The organism is Amycolatopsis alkalitolerans (assembly GCF_006152065.1).
GTDB classification, from domain to species: Bacteria; Actinomycetota; Actinomycetes; order Mycobacteriales; family Pseudonocardiaceae; genus Amycolatopsis_E; species Amycolatopsis_E alkalitolerans.
In genome coordinates this window covers 50,751-65,949 of record NZ_VDFW01000018.1, presented here as the reverse complement: position 1 = coordinate 65,949, position 15,199 = coordinate 50,751, and the positions used below count along the sequence as shown (strand labels likewise).

Genomic DNA, 15,199 nt, shown 5'->3' with positions numbered 1-15,199 from the left:
AGCGGAACTCGAAGAGTTCGCTTGACAGGGGGAAAGATCGCGGCATCTACAAATGGGGGTTGTTGTGGTAATTCAAATGCCCGCGCCATTTAGCTTCTGGGTGCAGCCCACCAAGCGCACCAACCTCGACAGCGAAATGGCGTACGACGTGTGCGATCCGACCGGGGTCGAGCTGACGTTCGACGAGATCACCCGCTCCATGCAAGAGATGTTCGGCCAGAACGTCATCAGCGTGTTCTTCGAGGGCGGTGAGCCCTTCCTGCGCGAGGACTTCCTCGACATGGTCGAGTACGCCACCCCCAACGCCTTCACGATGATCCGCACCAACGGCACGCTGGTGACCGCCGAAGTGGCTCGCGCGCTCAAGGCGGCCAGCGTCGGCGTTGTGTGCGTGGACATCGAGGGCGGCGATGCCGCCACACACGACGCTCTCGTCGGCTTGCCTGGCGCCTTCGACCGCGCCGTGGCGGGAGTCCGGCATCTGGTCGAGGCCGGGATCTCGACGTTCATCACCACCATCCTGACCAGCTACAACGTCGACCAGCTGCAGATGCTGGCCGACCTGACGGCCGAGACCGGCGCCGAGAAGCTCGGTGTGCTGCGCCTCTACCCGCTCGGACTGGCGCGCAAGAACTGGACGAAGCTATCCGTGCCGCTGCCCCGTCAGATGGCCGCGCTCGAAGCGATCTCCGTGCCGGCGGGCGTGCAGCTCATGCAGTCCTGGCACCCCAACGATCCCAACTGCTGCTGGCAGATGGCCGCCGTCGACGCCTATGGGAACAGCATCGGTTGCCCCTACCTGCGCGACTTCGCCAACTACGGCAACATCCGCGATGTGTCCTTTATGGACACTTGGCGCAACCCGGCATACAAGAAGGTCCGCGCTGCCAGCGCAGCCGACGCCTGCCCGGAATGCGCGGCCAACGACCGCAACCGCTCCGGCGGCTGCCGATCCACCTCCTACGCCTTCGGGGGCGCCTGGGACGCACCGGACCCGTACTGCACGCACATGAACAACGGCACCGACCTGACCCGGCTGCCGGACCGGATCGTCGACCTCCCGTTCGGCGCCCCGCAGACCATGACGGGAGTGTGACCGTGCCCGTCGAACCACTGGACCGGACGGTGTATGTGCAGAACGCGCGACTGCGGCTGCGTCCGTTCGAGCCGTGGCATGCGGTCATGGCCTACACCCCGGACAAGCCCGCGCTCCACTGGCTCAACTCGTACTCATGGCTTGTGCTCGAACTCTGCGAAGACCGGAGCCTCGAGGAGATTTCCGCGACGATCGCCGAGATCATGCCCGATCGCGACGACGTCCTCACCTCCACCAAGGACTGTCTCGAAGACCTGGAGCGGAAGGGCCTTGTCCACACGAGCAACGCCGCCGGAATGCTTCCGGCCGGGGAGGAGGTGAAGAACTAATGCGCAACCGTATCGACATCGAAAAGCTCAAGGCGATCGCAGCCGAGGACAACGAGCGTCCCGAGGTATCCACCCTGGACCCCCAGGTCCGGACCTCCAAGTACGCGTTGTTCCCTGAGCCCAAGGACATGTCCGCGCTGGAGGACGAGTCCTGAGCCGACAGGTGCCCGGCGTGGCCGCCCGTCCCGCCGGGTCCGATGACCCCTCCTTCTCCAGGCACGCGGAGGTTTCCATGGCACGTCGCCCACGCACGCTGCTGGTGAACCCACCGTTGTGGAACGTCTACGCGCCGCACCTGGCGGTGCCGCTGTTGACCACCGTGCTGCGCGACCGCGGGTGGCCGGTCACCGCCTTCGACCTGAGCGCCACCCACTTGCGATGGATGCTTTCGGCGAAGACGGTGGCCGGTCTCGCCGACCGCTACGATCGCGCCGACGACCTGGGCCTTGACCCCGAGGCAGTGGACGAGGCCCGGCTGCTTCTACCCTCGGTGCGCGACGGGATCGAAGACGCGTGGGTCACCGTCCACGACACCGCGAGCCTGCACGATCACGCCGCTTTCGCAGCCGCGACCCGTACCATCGGCAACGCGCTGGTGTGCCATTCCGCCGCGTTCGCGGGCTTCCACTGCGACCTGCGATCCAATCGCCAGTACTACAGTGAGCGATCCAGCGCGTCGGTGCTGACCGCAAGCGGAGACCCCGATCGCAACCCCTACCGGTGGGCATTCGAGGAACTGCTCCCACCGCGGCTAGCCGACCCGAGCCTGGGCTTGGTCGGTATCTCCGTTTCCGCCGACACCCAGCTGATCCCGGCGATGACCGTGGCCGCTTTGGTTCGCGAGCACCGGCCGGACCTGCGGATCGTGATGGGTGGCAACTACATCACCCGGGTAGCCGGCCGGTGGCGTACCCGGCATCCGTTCTTCGACCTCGTCGACGACTTCGTGCTGTACGAAGGCGAGGACGCGATCGTCGCCCTGTGCGAAAACCTCTTCGAAGGCAGTACCCGTCCCGTCCCCGGCCGAAGCACCCTGGCCCCTGACGGACAACTGAGCTTCGCCCCGGCCCGCGACGTCTCCCTCGCCACCCTGCCCGCCCCCGACTTCGACGACTACGATCTCGGCTCCTACCTCGCTCCCGGGCCGGTCTTGCCCGTGCTCGCCTCCCGCAGCTGCGCCTGGGACTGTGCGTTCTGCTCCATCCCGTTCGCCAGCAATCGCTACCGCCATCGGGACGCCGCCACCGTCGCCGAGGAGATGCTGTACTTGGCGCAGCGGCACAGTACGACGTCGTTCATGTTCGTCGACGAGATCATGACCCAGCGGACCCTGCGCGAAGTCAGCGCCGAGCTGGTGCGCCGGGACGCCGGCTTGCACTGGTACGGCGAGACCCGGTTCTCCGCGGGGCTGGACGACAAGCTTGCCGCGCAGCTGCACGCGTCCGGTTGCCGTCGGCTGGACCTGGGCCTGGAGTCCTACAACCAGCGAGTGCTCGACCTGATGCGCAAAGGCACGAAGGTCGAGCACGTCGAGGCGAACATCGAGGCGTTGCTGGGCGCGGGTGTTCCCGTGCACCTGTTCTGCATCACCGGTTTTCCCGGCGAAACGGAGGAAGAGGCCCGCCGCACACCCGAATTCGTGGAACGGGTGCTGCGCCGCTCGACGGAGGAATTCGCCTTGCCGTATTCGACGAGCGTGAACGGCCCGTTCATCCTCGACTTGCTCTCCCCGGTCGGCCTGCACCCGGAGCAGTACGGGCTGACCGTGCTCCACCCCGGCCCGCACGAAGACCTTGCGCTGAGTGTGGACTACCTCACAGATGCCGGTTTGGCCGGCGCCGAGGCCGCGCGGCTCGCCGCCGCGGCCGACGCCCTGCCCGACACCGGCCGCTCGGCGCCTCTGCAACACCGCGGTCTCGTCGGCGAGTCCGAGGAGTACGCGTTCCTGCGTTGCGTCCACCGCACCGGGGTTCCGCCCGGACGTCCGACCGCGCACCCGGCGGCGTTCGCCCCTGTTCGCGGAACCTCGCTACGGCTGGCCGAGGGCGTGACCTGGCGCGTGTCGGCGGACGGTGGGGTGGGGCTCTACGCCGCTGGAGCCGACAGCATCCTCCGGTTGCCGCGGCGATGGGTACGGCTCGTGTCCGAACTGGACACGGGATGGCAGTTCGACAACTCGGACAACACGATTGTGGACGTACTCTGCACGCTTTGGACGTTCGGTTTCCTCGCCGATCGCCGAAAACACGCCGTCCCCCTAGCCGCGGGGACCGATCTGCGTGTGCGGGTGCCCCCGGGCTGGCGGGAAAACGTCGACCTCACGACCGGTCGAGCGCGCCTGACCAGCTCCGTGACCGGGCGGGAGGTGGCGCTCAACGTGCACGCGTTCCTGCTGTGGCTGGAGCACACCGCGGACGAGCCGGCGGCAGCCGACTCGGAGCTGGTGGCCGACATGGTCCGCGTCGAGCTCCTGCAGGCGAACCGGCGGATCGGCCCCATGGCATCCGGCGACAAGACCAGAACGGGCAGGCAGGTGAGCGCGTGACCACGGTACTAACCACCGGTGGCAACAAAGTCGGGTACTGGCGCGCGTTCCTGGAGCGCTATTGGGAACGCGAGGCGGCCATCGTCGGCCCGCCACCCGTCGACCTCGACCTCACCGGTGACTGGTTCTTCCGCGCCGTCGTGCAAGCCGCGGCGGCGGGAGACCGCGGCGAGGGGCCGCTGCTCCAGCTCTCGGTCGACGGCGAACGCCTGCACCGCGACCGCGCCCGCTACCTGCCCCGGCCCGAGGACGGGTCCGTCGCCGGGTTCCTGTCCCGAATGGACGACGAGACCGGCGGCGCCGAGTGGAGCATGGGCTTGAGCCGGTTGCACCGCACCAGTTTCGAGATGTGGGAGCGAGCCGCGGTGTTCACTGAGGACCTGTGGACGGCGCTCGGAGGCTTCCCCTCCGGCTACGCCGACACGGATATCTTCCTCGGCCGCTACGCGGGTACCCATGTCGGTATCCACTGCGACAACGCCGCCAACTTCATGTTCGGCGTCGCGGGGCCGAAGGACCTCGTCGTCTGGCCGCCCGAGGACGGCGAATGGCTGCCCCTGCACCGCCGCGACTGGTTCGCGGTGCGCGACACCGGCCAGGTGCTGCCGGCAAGCACGACCGCGATGGGCTATTTCCCCTCCCGGTACTGGCATGTCGGCACGTCCGCAGATGCTTCGTCCGCCACCTTCAACATCGCTCTGTTCTTCGACGGCGACCCGGTCAACGCGATCATCGACGACGTGACGGCACAGCTGGCTGCCGCCCCGCGCCCACCGCACGGGGAAATCGTGCGCGCGAACGGAGCGGCGTTGCCCGAGGTGGTGGCCGTCCTGCTCGACAGCGCCATGGCTCGGATCGACCAGGACACCGTCGCCGACCGGCTCCTGGCCATTTGGCTGCGCAAGCTCACCGCCCGTGGCTTCGGCCACGTCCCCGTCCCATTGGACGTTTCTCCCGTAGCCGAAGACCAGGCCGTGTCGTTGCACCGCTTCCCCATCGCTCACGAACGCTCGTGCCGCAAACTGCTGGTTTCGGCGAACGGTCATCTCGCCCGGTTGCCCGACCACCCCGCCCTGCCCGCCGTCCTCGATCGGATCAACACCGGGGAAGCGGTCACCCTGGCCGAGCTCGCGCGTGAACGAGCGGACGACGAGTTCACTGATATCGTCCACGCCGTGCTTTACCGGCTGCGTTCATGGCGCGCGATCGATGTCCGGGACCAGGACGGTGTTTAGGGCTTTCGGGCTGCGCGCCGTCCTCCTGTTCACCGTCCTCCTCATCTCCTACGGCGGTGACGAGGTCGCCGTCTTCGCCCTCACCTTTCACCTGTCCTCCTCCGGGGCGCTCTTCGTCGCCGGCCTGCAAGTAGCGGCCCTGCTGCCAGGAGTCCTGCTGGGGCGGTACGTCGGCAAGCTGCTCATCGGACGCAAACCCGGCGCAGTCGTGGCGGCAGCGTCGGCCGCGCAGGCAGCCGTCGCGGTCGTCCTGTCGTTCGACCTGCCCGCCGCCGGAACCGTGGGGTTCGTGGCGCTGCTGGCGGTGGTGAACACGTTTAGCGTGACCATGTTGAACGCGGCACTCCCGATGCTGGCGGCCACGGAAGTCGCCGAGTCGGCCTACGGGCTCGGGCAGTCGGCGTCCTCGTTGGCCATGGTCTTGGGTCCGCTCGCGGGCGCCGGTTTGTTCGCCGTCATGGGCGTGCGCGGCGCACTGCTGATCGATGCCGCGACGTTCCTCACGGTGGCGGCCTACGGCGTCGCGGTGCGTGCGGTACCCCTGGCCGAGGACGCCGAACCCGATGCGAAGCCCGAACGAGGTGGGCTGACCGGCACAGCGATCCTCACGGTGGGACTCGTGTTCGTCGTCATCGGCACCACCGCGGGCACGGACGTGGCCTTCGTCTTCCTGGTGCGCGAGCACATGCCTGACTCCGCCGTGGCCGTTCTCGGGTTCGCCACCGCCGCGTGGGCCATCGGCATCATGCTGGGCAGCTCCCTCGTCAGCCGCGTGTCTTCGGTGTCCCCGGTCGTCCGCCTCGCTTTGTCCGGTTCCTTGATCGGCGCCGTCTACCTGGCCTGCGGCCTGGCCCCGACCGCGGCAGTCCTGCTGACCACGTTCGTCCTGGGCGGCCTCGCCAACGCGATCTTCAACGCCACGCTCCGTGCCGCCATCTACCGCATGGTGGGTCCGTCGGAAGCCACTCGGGCGTTCGGTACGTTCCTCGCTGGCGTCAACGCGGCTATCCTCTGCGGCATCGCAATCGCAACTCCGTTCGCCGAGGGCGCCAGCGCCACTGCGTACACCGTCGGTGGTGGCGCGGCCCTGCTTGCCGCGCTTGTCGCCATTCCGGTCGCTCTCCGCACCAGCGCCGAAGTACCGGCCGAGGACGTTGCTACCTGATGCGGTAGCCGTTCAACACGGACTCCGCGGGCCGCGCCAGGCTCTCCAAGGGCGGCACCGCCGACCACGATTTCGGTCGCCCTCTGCTTCGGTCCAGGTCTACCGCGCCTGCGATGACGACCAACGCCAGCAACTCAACCGTGCCCCTCTTCTGTCAGCTCCATCTCGCCGATGGCCGCATCACGAACCGTGAACCGTGGCCAGTGGTATCTGACCTAGTCCGGATCTTTCGTGCGGCTGATGTGCTGGCCTATCTGGAGCAACAAACCAGACGAAACCGATACTGCCTGGAGCCGGTGGTTAACTCAATGAATTCCTGAGCAACCTGCCTCGAAAAGCTTGACACGTTCCGGAAGGTGCGGATGTTGGAGCTGTTGGTGTTCCCGTGAGCGAGCCAGGTGTCCAGGCTGGTGGTCAAGAGAAAGGATGCGCCCATCGAGCCAGGCCAGCAGCCACTTCCGTCGCAAAGATCAAGACGGCGGTGGATTGTGGGTGCCAGTCCTGACGCAATGGAGGCATACCCGAACGGCGGCTTCCCTGATCAAGCGCCGATCGAGCCGGTCTACATAACGAAACCGACTCAATCGGCGTCCCGTGTCCAAATTGTGTCTGTGGACCCTGGAGGTGCCTACTCCAACACAAAGATGCAGGTCAAACAACTGCATGCCCTTATTGGCAAGTTGCCAGGGGTGGATGCACCAACACGACAGCGCAGTGGGCAGTCGCTGCCGGGGCGAATGCGACGGCTGGACGATGGTGAGGTGCAACTACTCGTCGAGGGGTATGACGCCGGTTCGAGTGTGTACGAGCTGGGTGAGCAGTTCGGCATCAGCCGTCAAACGGTCAGTCGAATCTTGAAGCAGCGTGGCGTCACGATGCGACGCCAGGGTCTCTCCCCTGAGCAGGTCGATGAGGCGGTGCGACTGTACGCGGAGGGCTGGTCGCTCGCACGGATCGGCAAGCGGATGGCCGTGGACCATGGCACGGTGTGGCACCGGCTGAGGGAGCGGGGGGTACGGATGAGAGATCCGCAGGGGCGAGAGCGCCCATGACAAGCACGCGTCGCTCAGAACGGTGGCTCATCACTAGACACGTTCCACGGATCGGCCTGCTTTGGTATCGCACCGGCTGGAAGGGGCAGGTTGGTCACGACGTAGAGGTTGAGGATGTCGTCCCTGTCGATGAACATGATCTGGCTTCGCTTGGCATCGTCGAGTGCATTGCCGATCCAGTTCCGGGCGGCTTTGGTGATCTCGCCCCCGGCGACGATGAAGGCATGGTCCACCAGCACCCGTTTGTTAATCTCCGGGTCGAAGATCTCGTGTGCCAGCATCATCAAGGCCTGGTGATGGATCTCGGCAACGTTCGCGTTGCCGGCCTTCGTGACACCAGATGCATCGATCTTCCCCTTCTTCGCCTGAATACCGAAGTAGAGGAAATGCTGGGTCGGCAAGGTGTAGCGCATCCAGACATCCTTGCCGTACTCCAGCGCCTTGTCTTTGTGACCGGCCGCCGTGATTCGGTGGAAACCGAGCTGTCGAAAAAGCGGCAGCAGGACCTCCTCGATCAGCTCGTCCTCGCTGCACCTATCGAGGTACGCCGCGAGGTCGCCCCGCCGCTTGACCTCCGCCGCGGTCAGCGGTCGGTGAGGATTCGCCTGAAGCACCGTTACGGTGTTCGTCCCGACGTGGCGGAGATACGTGTGGCGATCCTCGCCGTAGAAGGCTTCGAAACCCTCTCTGGTCAGCACCTCGTTGAGCTGTCTTAGCGCATTAGGCCGATCCGTGCCCTCGTTCATGGCGTCGCTCGGACTCATGAGCTGGTCGACGAGGCGACAGAAAATCTCGGGCGGATGTATCGGGCCATCATGCGGCTCACCCAGCATGGCGTCGAGCACGTCCGCGACCCAGCGGTGACGGGTCGAACCGTCGTGGGTCCAGTCAGTGTCAAGCTCCTGGAAGAACTCGGTGATATACATGCTCGACCGATACGGGAAATACTTCGGTTCCTCGCCTGGTCCAGCGTCGTACGAGCCAAGGTTCCCGCAGATCAGGTCGCCGAGCGCTTCGGAATTCCTCCGTCTGAACTTCATGCGTGCCCCTCCGGCGGGACGGTGGCCTGATGCCTCGCCGCTTCCAGCATTGCCCTGACCGGCATTGGGAACAGAGCATCGAGATCGAGGCTCCGTGTCAGGCCAGCCAGGGTGCTCCAGAATTGGGCCCGTACCTCTTCGGGCGTGAGTGCATACGCATCCGCCACTGCCCGCTCAACGTCGAGTGTCCAGCCTGGCTGCGTGAGGAGGCCACCTCCCGCGCGGTTGCCTGCAGGATGGTCGGTCTCAGGCAGGAGCCGGTCGAGAGGCACGCCTGCACGGCGAAGTCGCTCGTAGTCCATGCTGCGGTTGACGGAAAAAAGACAGCCAAGCCCGACCGCCCGTTGCGTCTCGCTCTGGCTGCCCAGCCACCAGTGCAGCACGATGCCTGGTGCGCCGGACTCCTCGACCAGATCTAGGACGTGGGATGTTGCCCTCTTGCTATGTACCGAGACGATCCTCGGTACCTGGGCAGCGAGCGCGAGGATCGATCGGAAGATCCTCACCTGTGTCTCGGTGTCCGTTCGTGCAGCGCCGTCGAGGCCGACCTCACTCAGCAACGGAGTGTTCCGCATCAGGCCAGCAAAATGTTCAGCGTCAAACTCAGCCTGTGCTGTTCGCACGCCTGGGTGGCACCCAAGTCCCCAGATCGTCACCTGATCACGTCTGTGGAGAGTCTGTTCGAACTCCGCAAGAGAGCGTGTTGCGGCGAAGACGACCGCACCCAAACCTTCAAGATCACGGGCACTGATTCGCGTGTCGACGTGGGCGTGCATGTCGATTGGCGGCAGTTGGCGGCTCATTGGATGTACTCCCGCAACTCGGCCGCCCCTCGTCTGCACAGGTCGAGCGCGTCGCTCGCGCGATAGTTCGCTGACAAGGACATGGCCATTACTGTGCGAGGTTTGACCTCGTCTTGGCAGAAGTCTGCGACGGCTGCCTCAATCGACTTCTTTTGCACGAAGTCTTTGTAGCTTCCGTCCGGGTCTTCGCTCAGATACGTCGTCCGATCTTTAAGACCGGCCGCCTTGAACGCAGCTCGGCGCACGATGCAGCCGAAGCAGACGCCGCATGAGCTACCTGGCGGCGCACCCTCGTAGTGTGCATCCGTGTGCGAACAGGAGTTGGTTGCGCTCAGGTACCGCGAGGCCGTGTCGGCATTCGTCTGGTCCGCAATAAGTGCAAACATCTGCCCCTTCGTCAAGTTCTGGAAGGGATTCTCGATCCGGCTGTGGGCGCCTAGTGCGGCCAGCAGCTTCTCAAGATCGTGCAGAAATCTTGGGTGTGTGGTGCGCGTCGAGAGGGCTCCTCGTCGTTCGGGCCCAAGGGGTGGGTTGAGCGAAGCGAAGCCGTTCTCGGGGATCAGGAGGGGACTACTGGTGCGTGAGGCGACGGCCAAACCGAGGGCCAGGAACAGGAGTGACCGCGAACGGCTCGATGGCTCGTTTCTGAAGTTCGTTCTGTCGAGGCGCTTGGAGCCGCGGTTGAGGTTTACCTGGAAGTGAATGGACGTCTGGCGGGGTGCTAGCTGGGCAATGGAGTCAGCGAGACTCTTCTGGAATGGGGAGATGGCGGTCGAGCTGAAGTGCGAGACGAGCGCCTGGGTTTCACCGGGCTGAAGTTGCAGGGCCGAGTACAGCGCGCCGGCCGCGGAGTCCGCGCCACCGCTCAAGAGAACCGTTTGAACGAAGCTGGCATCGTCAACGGGGAGTGGCGTGACAATGCTCGCAGGTGCCGCGACGAAGTCGAGACTCCAGCGGTCGCCTGTCAGGAAGCTGATCAGCTCGGTCAGTTCTTGCGACTTTGTCTGCCAGCGCCCAGGATCGGCTATCTGCACAGTAAGGTGGAGATCGCGCGCGTTCCAGTCAGCGCCCCGACCTTTCCGGCGCACCGAGCGATCTGCCGCAAAGACTCCCAAGGCGACCCGGACGAAGTCGCTGTTGACTTCCCCGATCGGTCCGAGGGCGCTGAGCGAAGGTTCGAGCGAGCCAGTAAAGGACGATCGACTGCTGTCGTTCCATAGGAACACCTCGTCATAGCCGCTGCCGTCCTGAGCGGTTTCCGAGTTGGTCGCGAGCAGCAGACGAGTCACGAGTCAACCCCGAAGATCCGGCCAAGCTCTCGGATCCCGTTTTCAATTGCGTCGGCCATCTCACGCTCTGAGGCACCCGTGGCTGTGAGCGTCACCTGCTGGGCATAGACCTCGGCGGTGTCACGAACTCGTTCCTCGGCCGCCCGCCGATCAGCCTGTGTCGAGCCATTCTCGCGGATGGTCTTGCCGACTTCTGTCAGCACGGTGTCCGCGATGATCGTCTCGATCGCCTTCCGCACCACTTCTTCGGGCGAAGGCGCATGGCCATCAGGCGACTGCAGAACCCACTCAACGACCGCAGCGACGATCTCCCGCTCCTCGCTGTCCTCGACGGTGCCATTTGGCCTCGTCTCGAAGGCTGCCTCAACGATCTTGTATCCGATCTCGACAGGATCGTTGAGGGCACGTAGCTGGTCGTAATCCAGCCCGACGCGTTCGAGGGCTTGCCTGTCGCCTGCCGCGTAGCCGAGCGCGAGTCGTCCTGCCCGACCTGCGGCCCGCGAGACTCTTCCGAGAGAGCGACTGGCGCCACCGGATGAGCGACCTCCGCCGCCAGGCGCACGTCCCCCACCTGTGCCACCGCCAGGACCGTCAGCGCCGCCGCCACGGCGTGCACCCCCCAGAAGCAGCCCCAGCGCGGGGCGAAGGTCAACATCCGGTCGGTTGTCTGCGGGTTGACCGTCGCCTGGTCGATCAGCGGGGATGTTCTGGTCGTCCTTCTGAGGCGTTGTCGGCGGAGCATCAGGACCTGCGGCGTCGTCCAGCCAGTCAACAATGGACTGACGCAAGTCTCTTGCGTCCTTGCCTCCACTTCCCCCAAACGAATTGCTAGTTCCCACTGGCGTTGCTCCATACACCCAGGACGCTGTCGATCGTCCTCGCGAGGTCCTCTTGGGCACCGCCCGCTTTCCATGCCTCAAGCACGGGCCGGTAGAGGTCCGGCTGCCGGGTCTTCAGCATCAGGCCAGTCGCCGGCGTGACCTCTCCGGCAGGAACCGACTTCAGCGCTGCAACGACCGTGCTCTCGACTCCTGGGTGGACGTCCGCGACGCGCAGCATCCCCGCAACGGTGAACTTTTGCAGTGCCGGTTGGTCCCGGGTCTTGCGGCCCAAGAATCCAACCAGGAGCTGCGCGTCGCTCTCGATGAGTGCCTTGAGATCACCCTCTTTGATGGCAGATCGGTCGATCTTGAGGGTTGAGGTAAGAGCACTGGCAATGTCCCGAAGACGCTCAGGCAAGCCCCGGTCGACAACCTCCAGCCCGACAAACGACGCGGCCAGATAGAGGTAGCCGGACACGGCTGACGGATCGAGCTCTGGTGGCAGCTTCGCCCAACGAATGAGGGTGTCCGAGAACGACTCCTCCTTCTTTGGCGGCGCCTCGGCCGCGGGCTTGCGCCGGGGCTTCTTACCGTCTTCATTCGGCTCGTGCACCGAAGACGGTTCGATCGCCTGGTTTGCCTGGCGGTCAAGCGCTTCCAGCTTGTCTCGCAGCTCATTGGTTGCGAGCCAGTCGACCACCGTCGTGAAATCCTCAGGAAGGAGACGCTCTAGCACCATCAGCTTGGCGACAGCGTCCGAAGGAAGCTCGATGCCACGACGGCGGGCCACCGATTGGCGGACGTTGAGATCGTTCAGGAACCGCTTGATGCGCCGAGGGTTCCCCTTGAACTTCTCGTAGAGAATCGGCGTCAGCCGTGAAGCTGTCGCCAGAGGCTCAGCAAGGTCCACCCCTGTCGGCATGACGAGATCGTCGAGGCTGCTGCCACTTCGTCGAAGATTGTCGCACTGCTGGACTAAGGCATCGAATCCTGCCTCGTCGAGCGAGTCATGCGACAGCAGCAGGAACAGGTATGCCTGGGTATCGAACCAACTTAGGCCCGGCAGTGGGATCGTCGTCTGTACGATCTTGTGGAGGTATAGCTGGGCAGGCGTCTCACCTTCTGAAGTAGCCACACCCGGCGTGCCCAGCCGCTTCTGGATGGCCTCTGCGACACGCTCCTCGTCCGCGGCGATCACGAACGACATGCCCTTGGCCGAGAGAAACAGGCGAATGGCTTCCAGCGTTTCGACGACGGTTTCGGGCAGACAACGATCGAGATCGTCGACCAGGACCACCACTCGGCTGATGTGTTTTAGGCCGTCGGACGCAAGAAGCGCCCCAAACTCCTCTCGGAATCGCGCCAATCCTTTGTCGCCAGACAGTTCCTCCGCCTTACCTGAATCCTCCTTGATGAGTGCCACCAGGTCTTCTGGTTTCGGCAGCTGGAGAGTCATCGAAGTGACGGCCGCCATCTTGAGCGCCTTGGCCCAATTAACCTTGCCGACGAGCTTTTTCAGTAGCTTCTTCGCCTGGCCGCCCTTGCTCTCGTCGATCGCTCCGTCCAGCGCCGAGAGCACCTCGGCAATGAGCGACTCCTTGGGGCCGACCGCTGGGTCGTAGCCCCATGGCTGGGTTGGAACGACCAGGACCCTTGTCTCGGCCTCGACGGAACGGCGTTCGATCTCGACCTTAACAAGCTCTAATACGCTGGTCTTGCCGCTTCCCCAAGCGCCTGAAAGTCCGAGCGCTATCGGGTCGAGACCATCATCAAGAACCGCGTCAACCACCGTCGAGGCGACAGCTCTGAACGACAGGAGATCCTGAGCGGTGGGCTCGTCCGACCACAGCGGGAAGCCACGGTCACTCATTGCACCAGCTCCCCGCGGAGGGCGGGTACGGCACGACAGCCCAACCAGAGGCGACCAGTTTTGGATCGAACCTGTCCTGGCCCGCGAGAGCATCGGAGTTCATCGCACGCTCCCCAGATCGCCATCGTGTACTCCTCCTCGTCATCAGCAACGTGATCGCTCAGAGCGACCGATACGTTTCGTGTGCCGCCCGTCATATGCCCGCACCCGAGATCCCAACGGGCTTTAGCCGCAGTGGGCCCTGAGCTACGAGGCGGTAACTCAACTTAGCTCCTCCTCCAGCACCCACACGAACGCCACACCGGCGCGCGGGAACACCTGGCCGTCGAAACTGACGTCCACGGTTCTGGCGGGCGCCGCTGCTGGTGACTGTTCGACGCGTGCTGTCTCCGGGCTGGCGAAGTAGTCGAGCACGTTCACACGGCGGATGCCGGCCGTTGTGTAGTCGAGTTGCACCCGCACGCCCTTGGCTGGCCGCGGCGCGTCGAGGTAAAGCAGATGGCCGTGGCGTTGGACGAGCACGCGGTAGGTGTACGAGAGGGTCACCTCGTGGTCGACGGCTTTCGCGTCGAGCGTCACCGTGGCCTGTTGGCTGCCGTTTCGGGCTGTCCGCCGGATGCGTTGGTCCCGGCCGTTCACGCTGAACTGCAGCAGGGTGAACGCTTCGGGATCAGCGGCATCAAGTCCCGCGTTCCTACCGACGTACCAGGCCGAGGCGACCGTGGGGTCGTGCAGCAAGTCGCGATACTCGGCGAGGTCTGACACGGAGGCGAACCGCATGGTTCGACTGGCAGGTTTGACCTTGTACTCCCAACGGACGGTAGCGACGAACATGGAGCCGTTGCCCGTGGCTGGGCCACCCGGCCACGGCGTCAATGAGACCGACACGTCAACGTCGCGCCAGCGCTCGGGTGAACGGATGACTTGGTCGCGCAGATCGGCGTACGCCTGGTGGCCGAGCCTCTGGTCACCGACGCGCAGCCCGATAGCGTTTGCGGCGATGCGGTCGAGGGTGTCATCTGAGGCAATGTCCTTCAACGCCTCAGCGTTGAAGGCGAAGCTGTCCAGGACAGCATCGCGGATGGCCGGGGCTTCTTGCCGAATGGCCGTGCGGAAATGCTCGGTGGCCCGCTCGTCAGCTTCCTTGCGCGCGTAGTACTCGAAGATCACCGCGATTACCCCGGCACTGAGCAGCGTGGTGCCCAGCTCGTTCAGCGGCCACCCGACCAGCCAGCTGAACGTCGGTGTGGAAGCCACTGCGTTCGAGAAGAAGAGGAAGCCCACCCCGACCACAGCAGTCAGCAGTCCGGCAAACCGGAGCTTGGTCTTGTAGAGCTGGTCGAGCAGGTGGGACATCTACCAGCTATTGTACCAAGTTTTGTACACGTGTTGAATAGACGACGAGCGCCCTGGGTGGTAGTGACACCCAGGGCGCTCGCGTGCGGGAGGCGGGAGACGCAGGATCAGGTGTCGCCACCGCCACCGCTGAAGGCGTTACGCATCGGGTCACCTCCTCGGCTTGTTCGGGCACCGCAAACTCCCTGGTCAAAGCCAGGGAGCGCCACTATGCTACTCATAAGTCTGTAGACCTACAAGTAGCATATGCGAACGCTTTCCTCCGTGGAGGGCGATCTTCAGCGGGCAGTGGGGCGCAACCTGCGCGCCTACCGGCTGGAGCGCGGCCTCAGCCAGGAGGACTTCGCCGACGTGCTCGGCGTCCACCGTACCTATATGGGCGGCCTGGAACGCGGCGAACGCAACTTGACGCTTCGATCGCTTGAACGGATTGCCGAGAAGCTCGGTGTTCCGCCGCTCGAGCTGCTCCGCGACGATGGCAAGTAGAAGCGATCCGCAGGAGCACGTCAAAGGCAACCCACGGGTCGACACCGCTACGTGCGCCTCGATGTCGATGGCATAGCCGAAGAGTGGGAGCAGGGGCGGTACGTGTCGGTGT

The 15,199-nt window shown here is 64.8% G+C and carries 14 protein-coding genes; 8 read left to right on the top strand and 6 right to left on the bottom strand.

Going from position 1 to position 15,199, the window contains the following annotated elements:
- Positions 1-52 precede the first annotated feature (52 nt).
- From FG385_RS20460 to FG385_RS20435, 7 genes are all read left to right on the top strand, one after another.
- On the top strand, positions 53-1,096 hold the full coding sequence (locus FG385_RS20460) for a radical SAM protein (protein WP_139098380.1): 1,044 nt from the start codon (positions 53-55) through the stop codon (positions 1,094-1,096).
- A 2-nt stretch (positions 1,097-1,098) separates the two neighbouring features.
- Complete coding sequence (locus FG385_RS20455; RefSeq protein ID WP_139098379.1) at positions 1,099-1,425, top strand: PqqD family peptide modification chaperone; 327 nt, start codon at positions 1,099-1,101, stop codon at positions 1,423-1,425.
- Positions 1,425-1,580, top strand: a complete 156-nt coding sequence (locus tag FG385_RS34000) for a hypothetical protein (RefSeq protein WP_160148852.1) — start codon at positions 1,425-1,427, stop codon at positions 1,578-1,580. The genes FG385_RS20455 and FG385_RS34000 overlap by 1 nt, the downstream gene beginning before the upstream one ends.
- Positions 1,581-1,657: 77 nt before the next feature.
- Positions 1,658-3,970, top strand: coding sequence for a B12-binding domain-containing radical SAM protein (locus FG385_RS20450; protein ID WP_139098378.1), 2,313 nt, complete (start codon positions 1,658-1,660; stop codon positions 3,968-3,970).
- A complete protein-coding gene (locus tag FG385_RS20445; protein ID WP_139098377.1) occupies positions 3,967-5,205 on the top strand; it encodes a hypothetical protein in 1,239 nt (412 codons plus the stop codon). Before FG385_RS20450 ends, FG385_RS20445 begins: the two co-directional genes overlap by 4 nt.
- A complete protein-coding gene (locus FG385_RS20440; RefSeq protein WP_160148851.1) occupies positions 5,180-6,370 on the top strand; it encodes an MFS transporter in 1,191 nt (396 codons plus the stop codon). The genes FG385_RS20445 and FG385_RS20440 overlap by 26 nt, the downstream gene beginning before the upstream one ends.
- A gap of 509 nt (positions 6,371-6,879) precedes the next feature.
- Positions 6,880-7,422: a helix-turn-helix domain-containing protein gene (locus tag FG385_RS20435; RefSeq protein ID WP_235022684.1), complete on the top strand. Its 543-nt coding sequence runs from the start codon at positions 6,880-6,882 to the stop codon at positions 7,420-7,422.
- A gap of 14 nt (positions 7,423-7,436) precedes the next feature.
- Here the strand turns inward: FG385_RS20435 and FG385_RS20430 are convergent, their stop codons facing one another.
- The 6 genes from FG385_RS20430 to FG385_RS20405 all read right to left on the bottom strand — a co-directional run bounded on the left by FG385_RS20430 (position 7,437) and on the right by FG385_RS20405 (position 14,601).
- Entirely contained in the window at positions 7,437-8,462 is a 1,026-nt protein-coding gene (locus tag FG385_RS20430; RefSeq protein WP_139098375.1) for a PDDEXK family nuclease, read from the bottom strand.
- Positions 8,459-9,265 carry a TatD family hydrolase gene (locus FG385_RS20425; protein WP_139098374.1) on the bottom strand — a complete coding sequence of 269 codons (807 nt, stop codon included), beginning with the start codon at positions 9,263-9,265 and terminating at the stop codon, positions 8,459-8,461. Before FG385_RS20425 ends, FG385_RS20430 begins: the two co-directional genes overlap by 4 nt.
- Positions 9,262-10,554 carry a 7-cyano-7-deazaguanine synthase gene (locus FG385_RS20420; protein ID WP_139098373.1) on the bottom strand — a complete coding sequence of 431 codons (1,293 nt, stop codon included), beginning with the start codon at positions 10,552-10,554 and terminating at the stop codon, positions 9,262-9,264. Before FG385_RS20420 ends, FG385_RS20425 begins: the two co-directional genes overlap by 4 nt.
- A complete protein-coding gene (locus FG385_RS20415) occupies positions 10,551-11,342 on the bottom strand; it encodes a hypothetical protein (protein WP_200834569.1) in 792 nt (263 codons plus the stop codon). The genes FG385_RS20420 and FG385_RS20415 overlap by 4 nt, the downstream gene beginning before the upstream one ends.
- 40 nt (positions 11,343-11,382) lie before the next feature.
- Positions 11,383-13,245 carry a KAP family P-loop NTPase fold protein gene (locus FG385_RS20410; protein WP_139098371.1) on the bottom strand — a complete coding sequence of 621 codons (1,863 nt, stop codon included), beginning with the start codon at positions 13,243-13,245 and terminating at the stop codon, positions 11,383-11,385.
- Positions 13,246-13,506: 261 nt separating this feature from the next.
- Positions 13,507-14,601 carry a hypothetical protein gene (locus tag FG385_RS20405; protein ID WP_139098370.1) on the bottom strand — a complete coding sequence of 365 codons (1,095 nt, stop codon included), beginning with the start codon at positions 14,599-14,601 and terminating at the stop codon, positions 13,507-13,509.
- Positions 14,602-14,847: 246 nt separating this feature from the next.
- Here FG385_RS20405 and FG385_RS20400 point away from each other — a divergent pair, with 246 nt between their 5' ends.
- Positions 14,848-15,087 (top strand): helix-turn-helix domain-containing protein, encoded by a 240-nt coding sequence (locus FG385_RS20400; protein ID WP_139098369.1) that lies wholly within the window; start codon positions 14,848-14,850, stop codon positions 15,085-15,087.
- Positions 15,088-15,199 lie beyond the last annotated feature (112 nt).

Excerpts from the sequence above, each read along its gene's own strand:
- FG385_RS34000 (WP_160148852.1), top strand. The coding sequence starts at position 1,425 with ATGCGCAACCGTATCGACATCGAAAAGCTCAAGGCGATCGCAGCCGAG.
- FG385_RS20405 (WP_139098370.1), bottom strand. The coding sequence starts at position 14,601 with ATGTCCCACCTGCTCGACCAGCTCTACAAGACCAAGCTCCGGTTTGCC.
- FG385_RS20460 (WP_139098380.1), top strand. The coding sequence starts at position 53 with ATGGGGGTTGTTGTGGTAATTCAAATGCCCGCGCCATTTAGCTTCTGG.
- FG385_RS20425 (WP_139098374.1), bottom strand. The coding sequence starts at position 9,265 with ATGAGCCGCCAACTGCCGCCAATCGACATGCACGCCCACGTCGACACG.
- FG385_RS20450 (WP_139098378.1), top strand. The coding sequence starts at position 1,658 with ATGGCACGTCGCCCACGCACGCTGCTGGTGAACCCACCGTTGTGGAAC.
- FG385_RS20400 (WP_139098369.1), top strand. The coding sequence starts at position 14,848 with ATGCGAACGCTTTCCTCCGTGGAGGGCGATCTTCAGCGGGCAGTGGGG.
- FG385_RS20430 (WP_139098375.1), bottom strand. The coding sequence starts at position 8,462 with ATGAAGTTCAGACGGAGGAATTCCGAAGCGCTCGGCGACCTGATCTGC.
- FG385_RS20410 (WP_139098371.1), bottom strand. The coding sequence starts at position 13,245 with ATGAGTGACCGTGGCTTCCCGCTGTGGTCGGACGAGCCCACCGCTCAG.
- FG385_RS20435 (WP_235022684.1), top strand. The coding sequence starts at position 6,880 with ATGGAGGCATACCCGAACGGCGGCTTCCCTGATCAAGCGCCGATCGAG.
- FG385_RS20440 (WP_160148851.1), top strand. The coding sequence starts at position 5,180 with ATGTCCGGGACCAGGACGGTGTTTAGGGCTTTCGGGCTGCGCGCCGTC.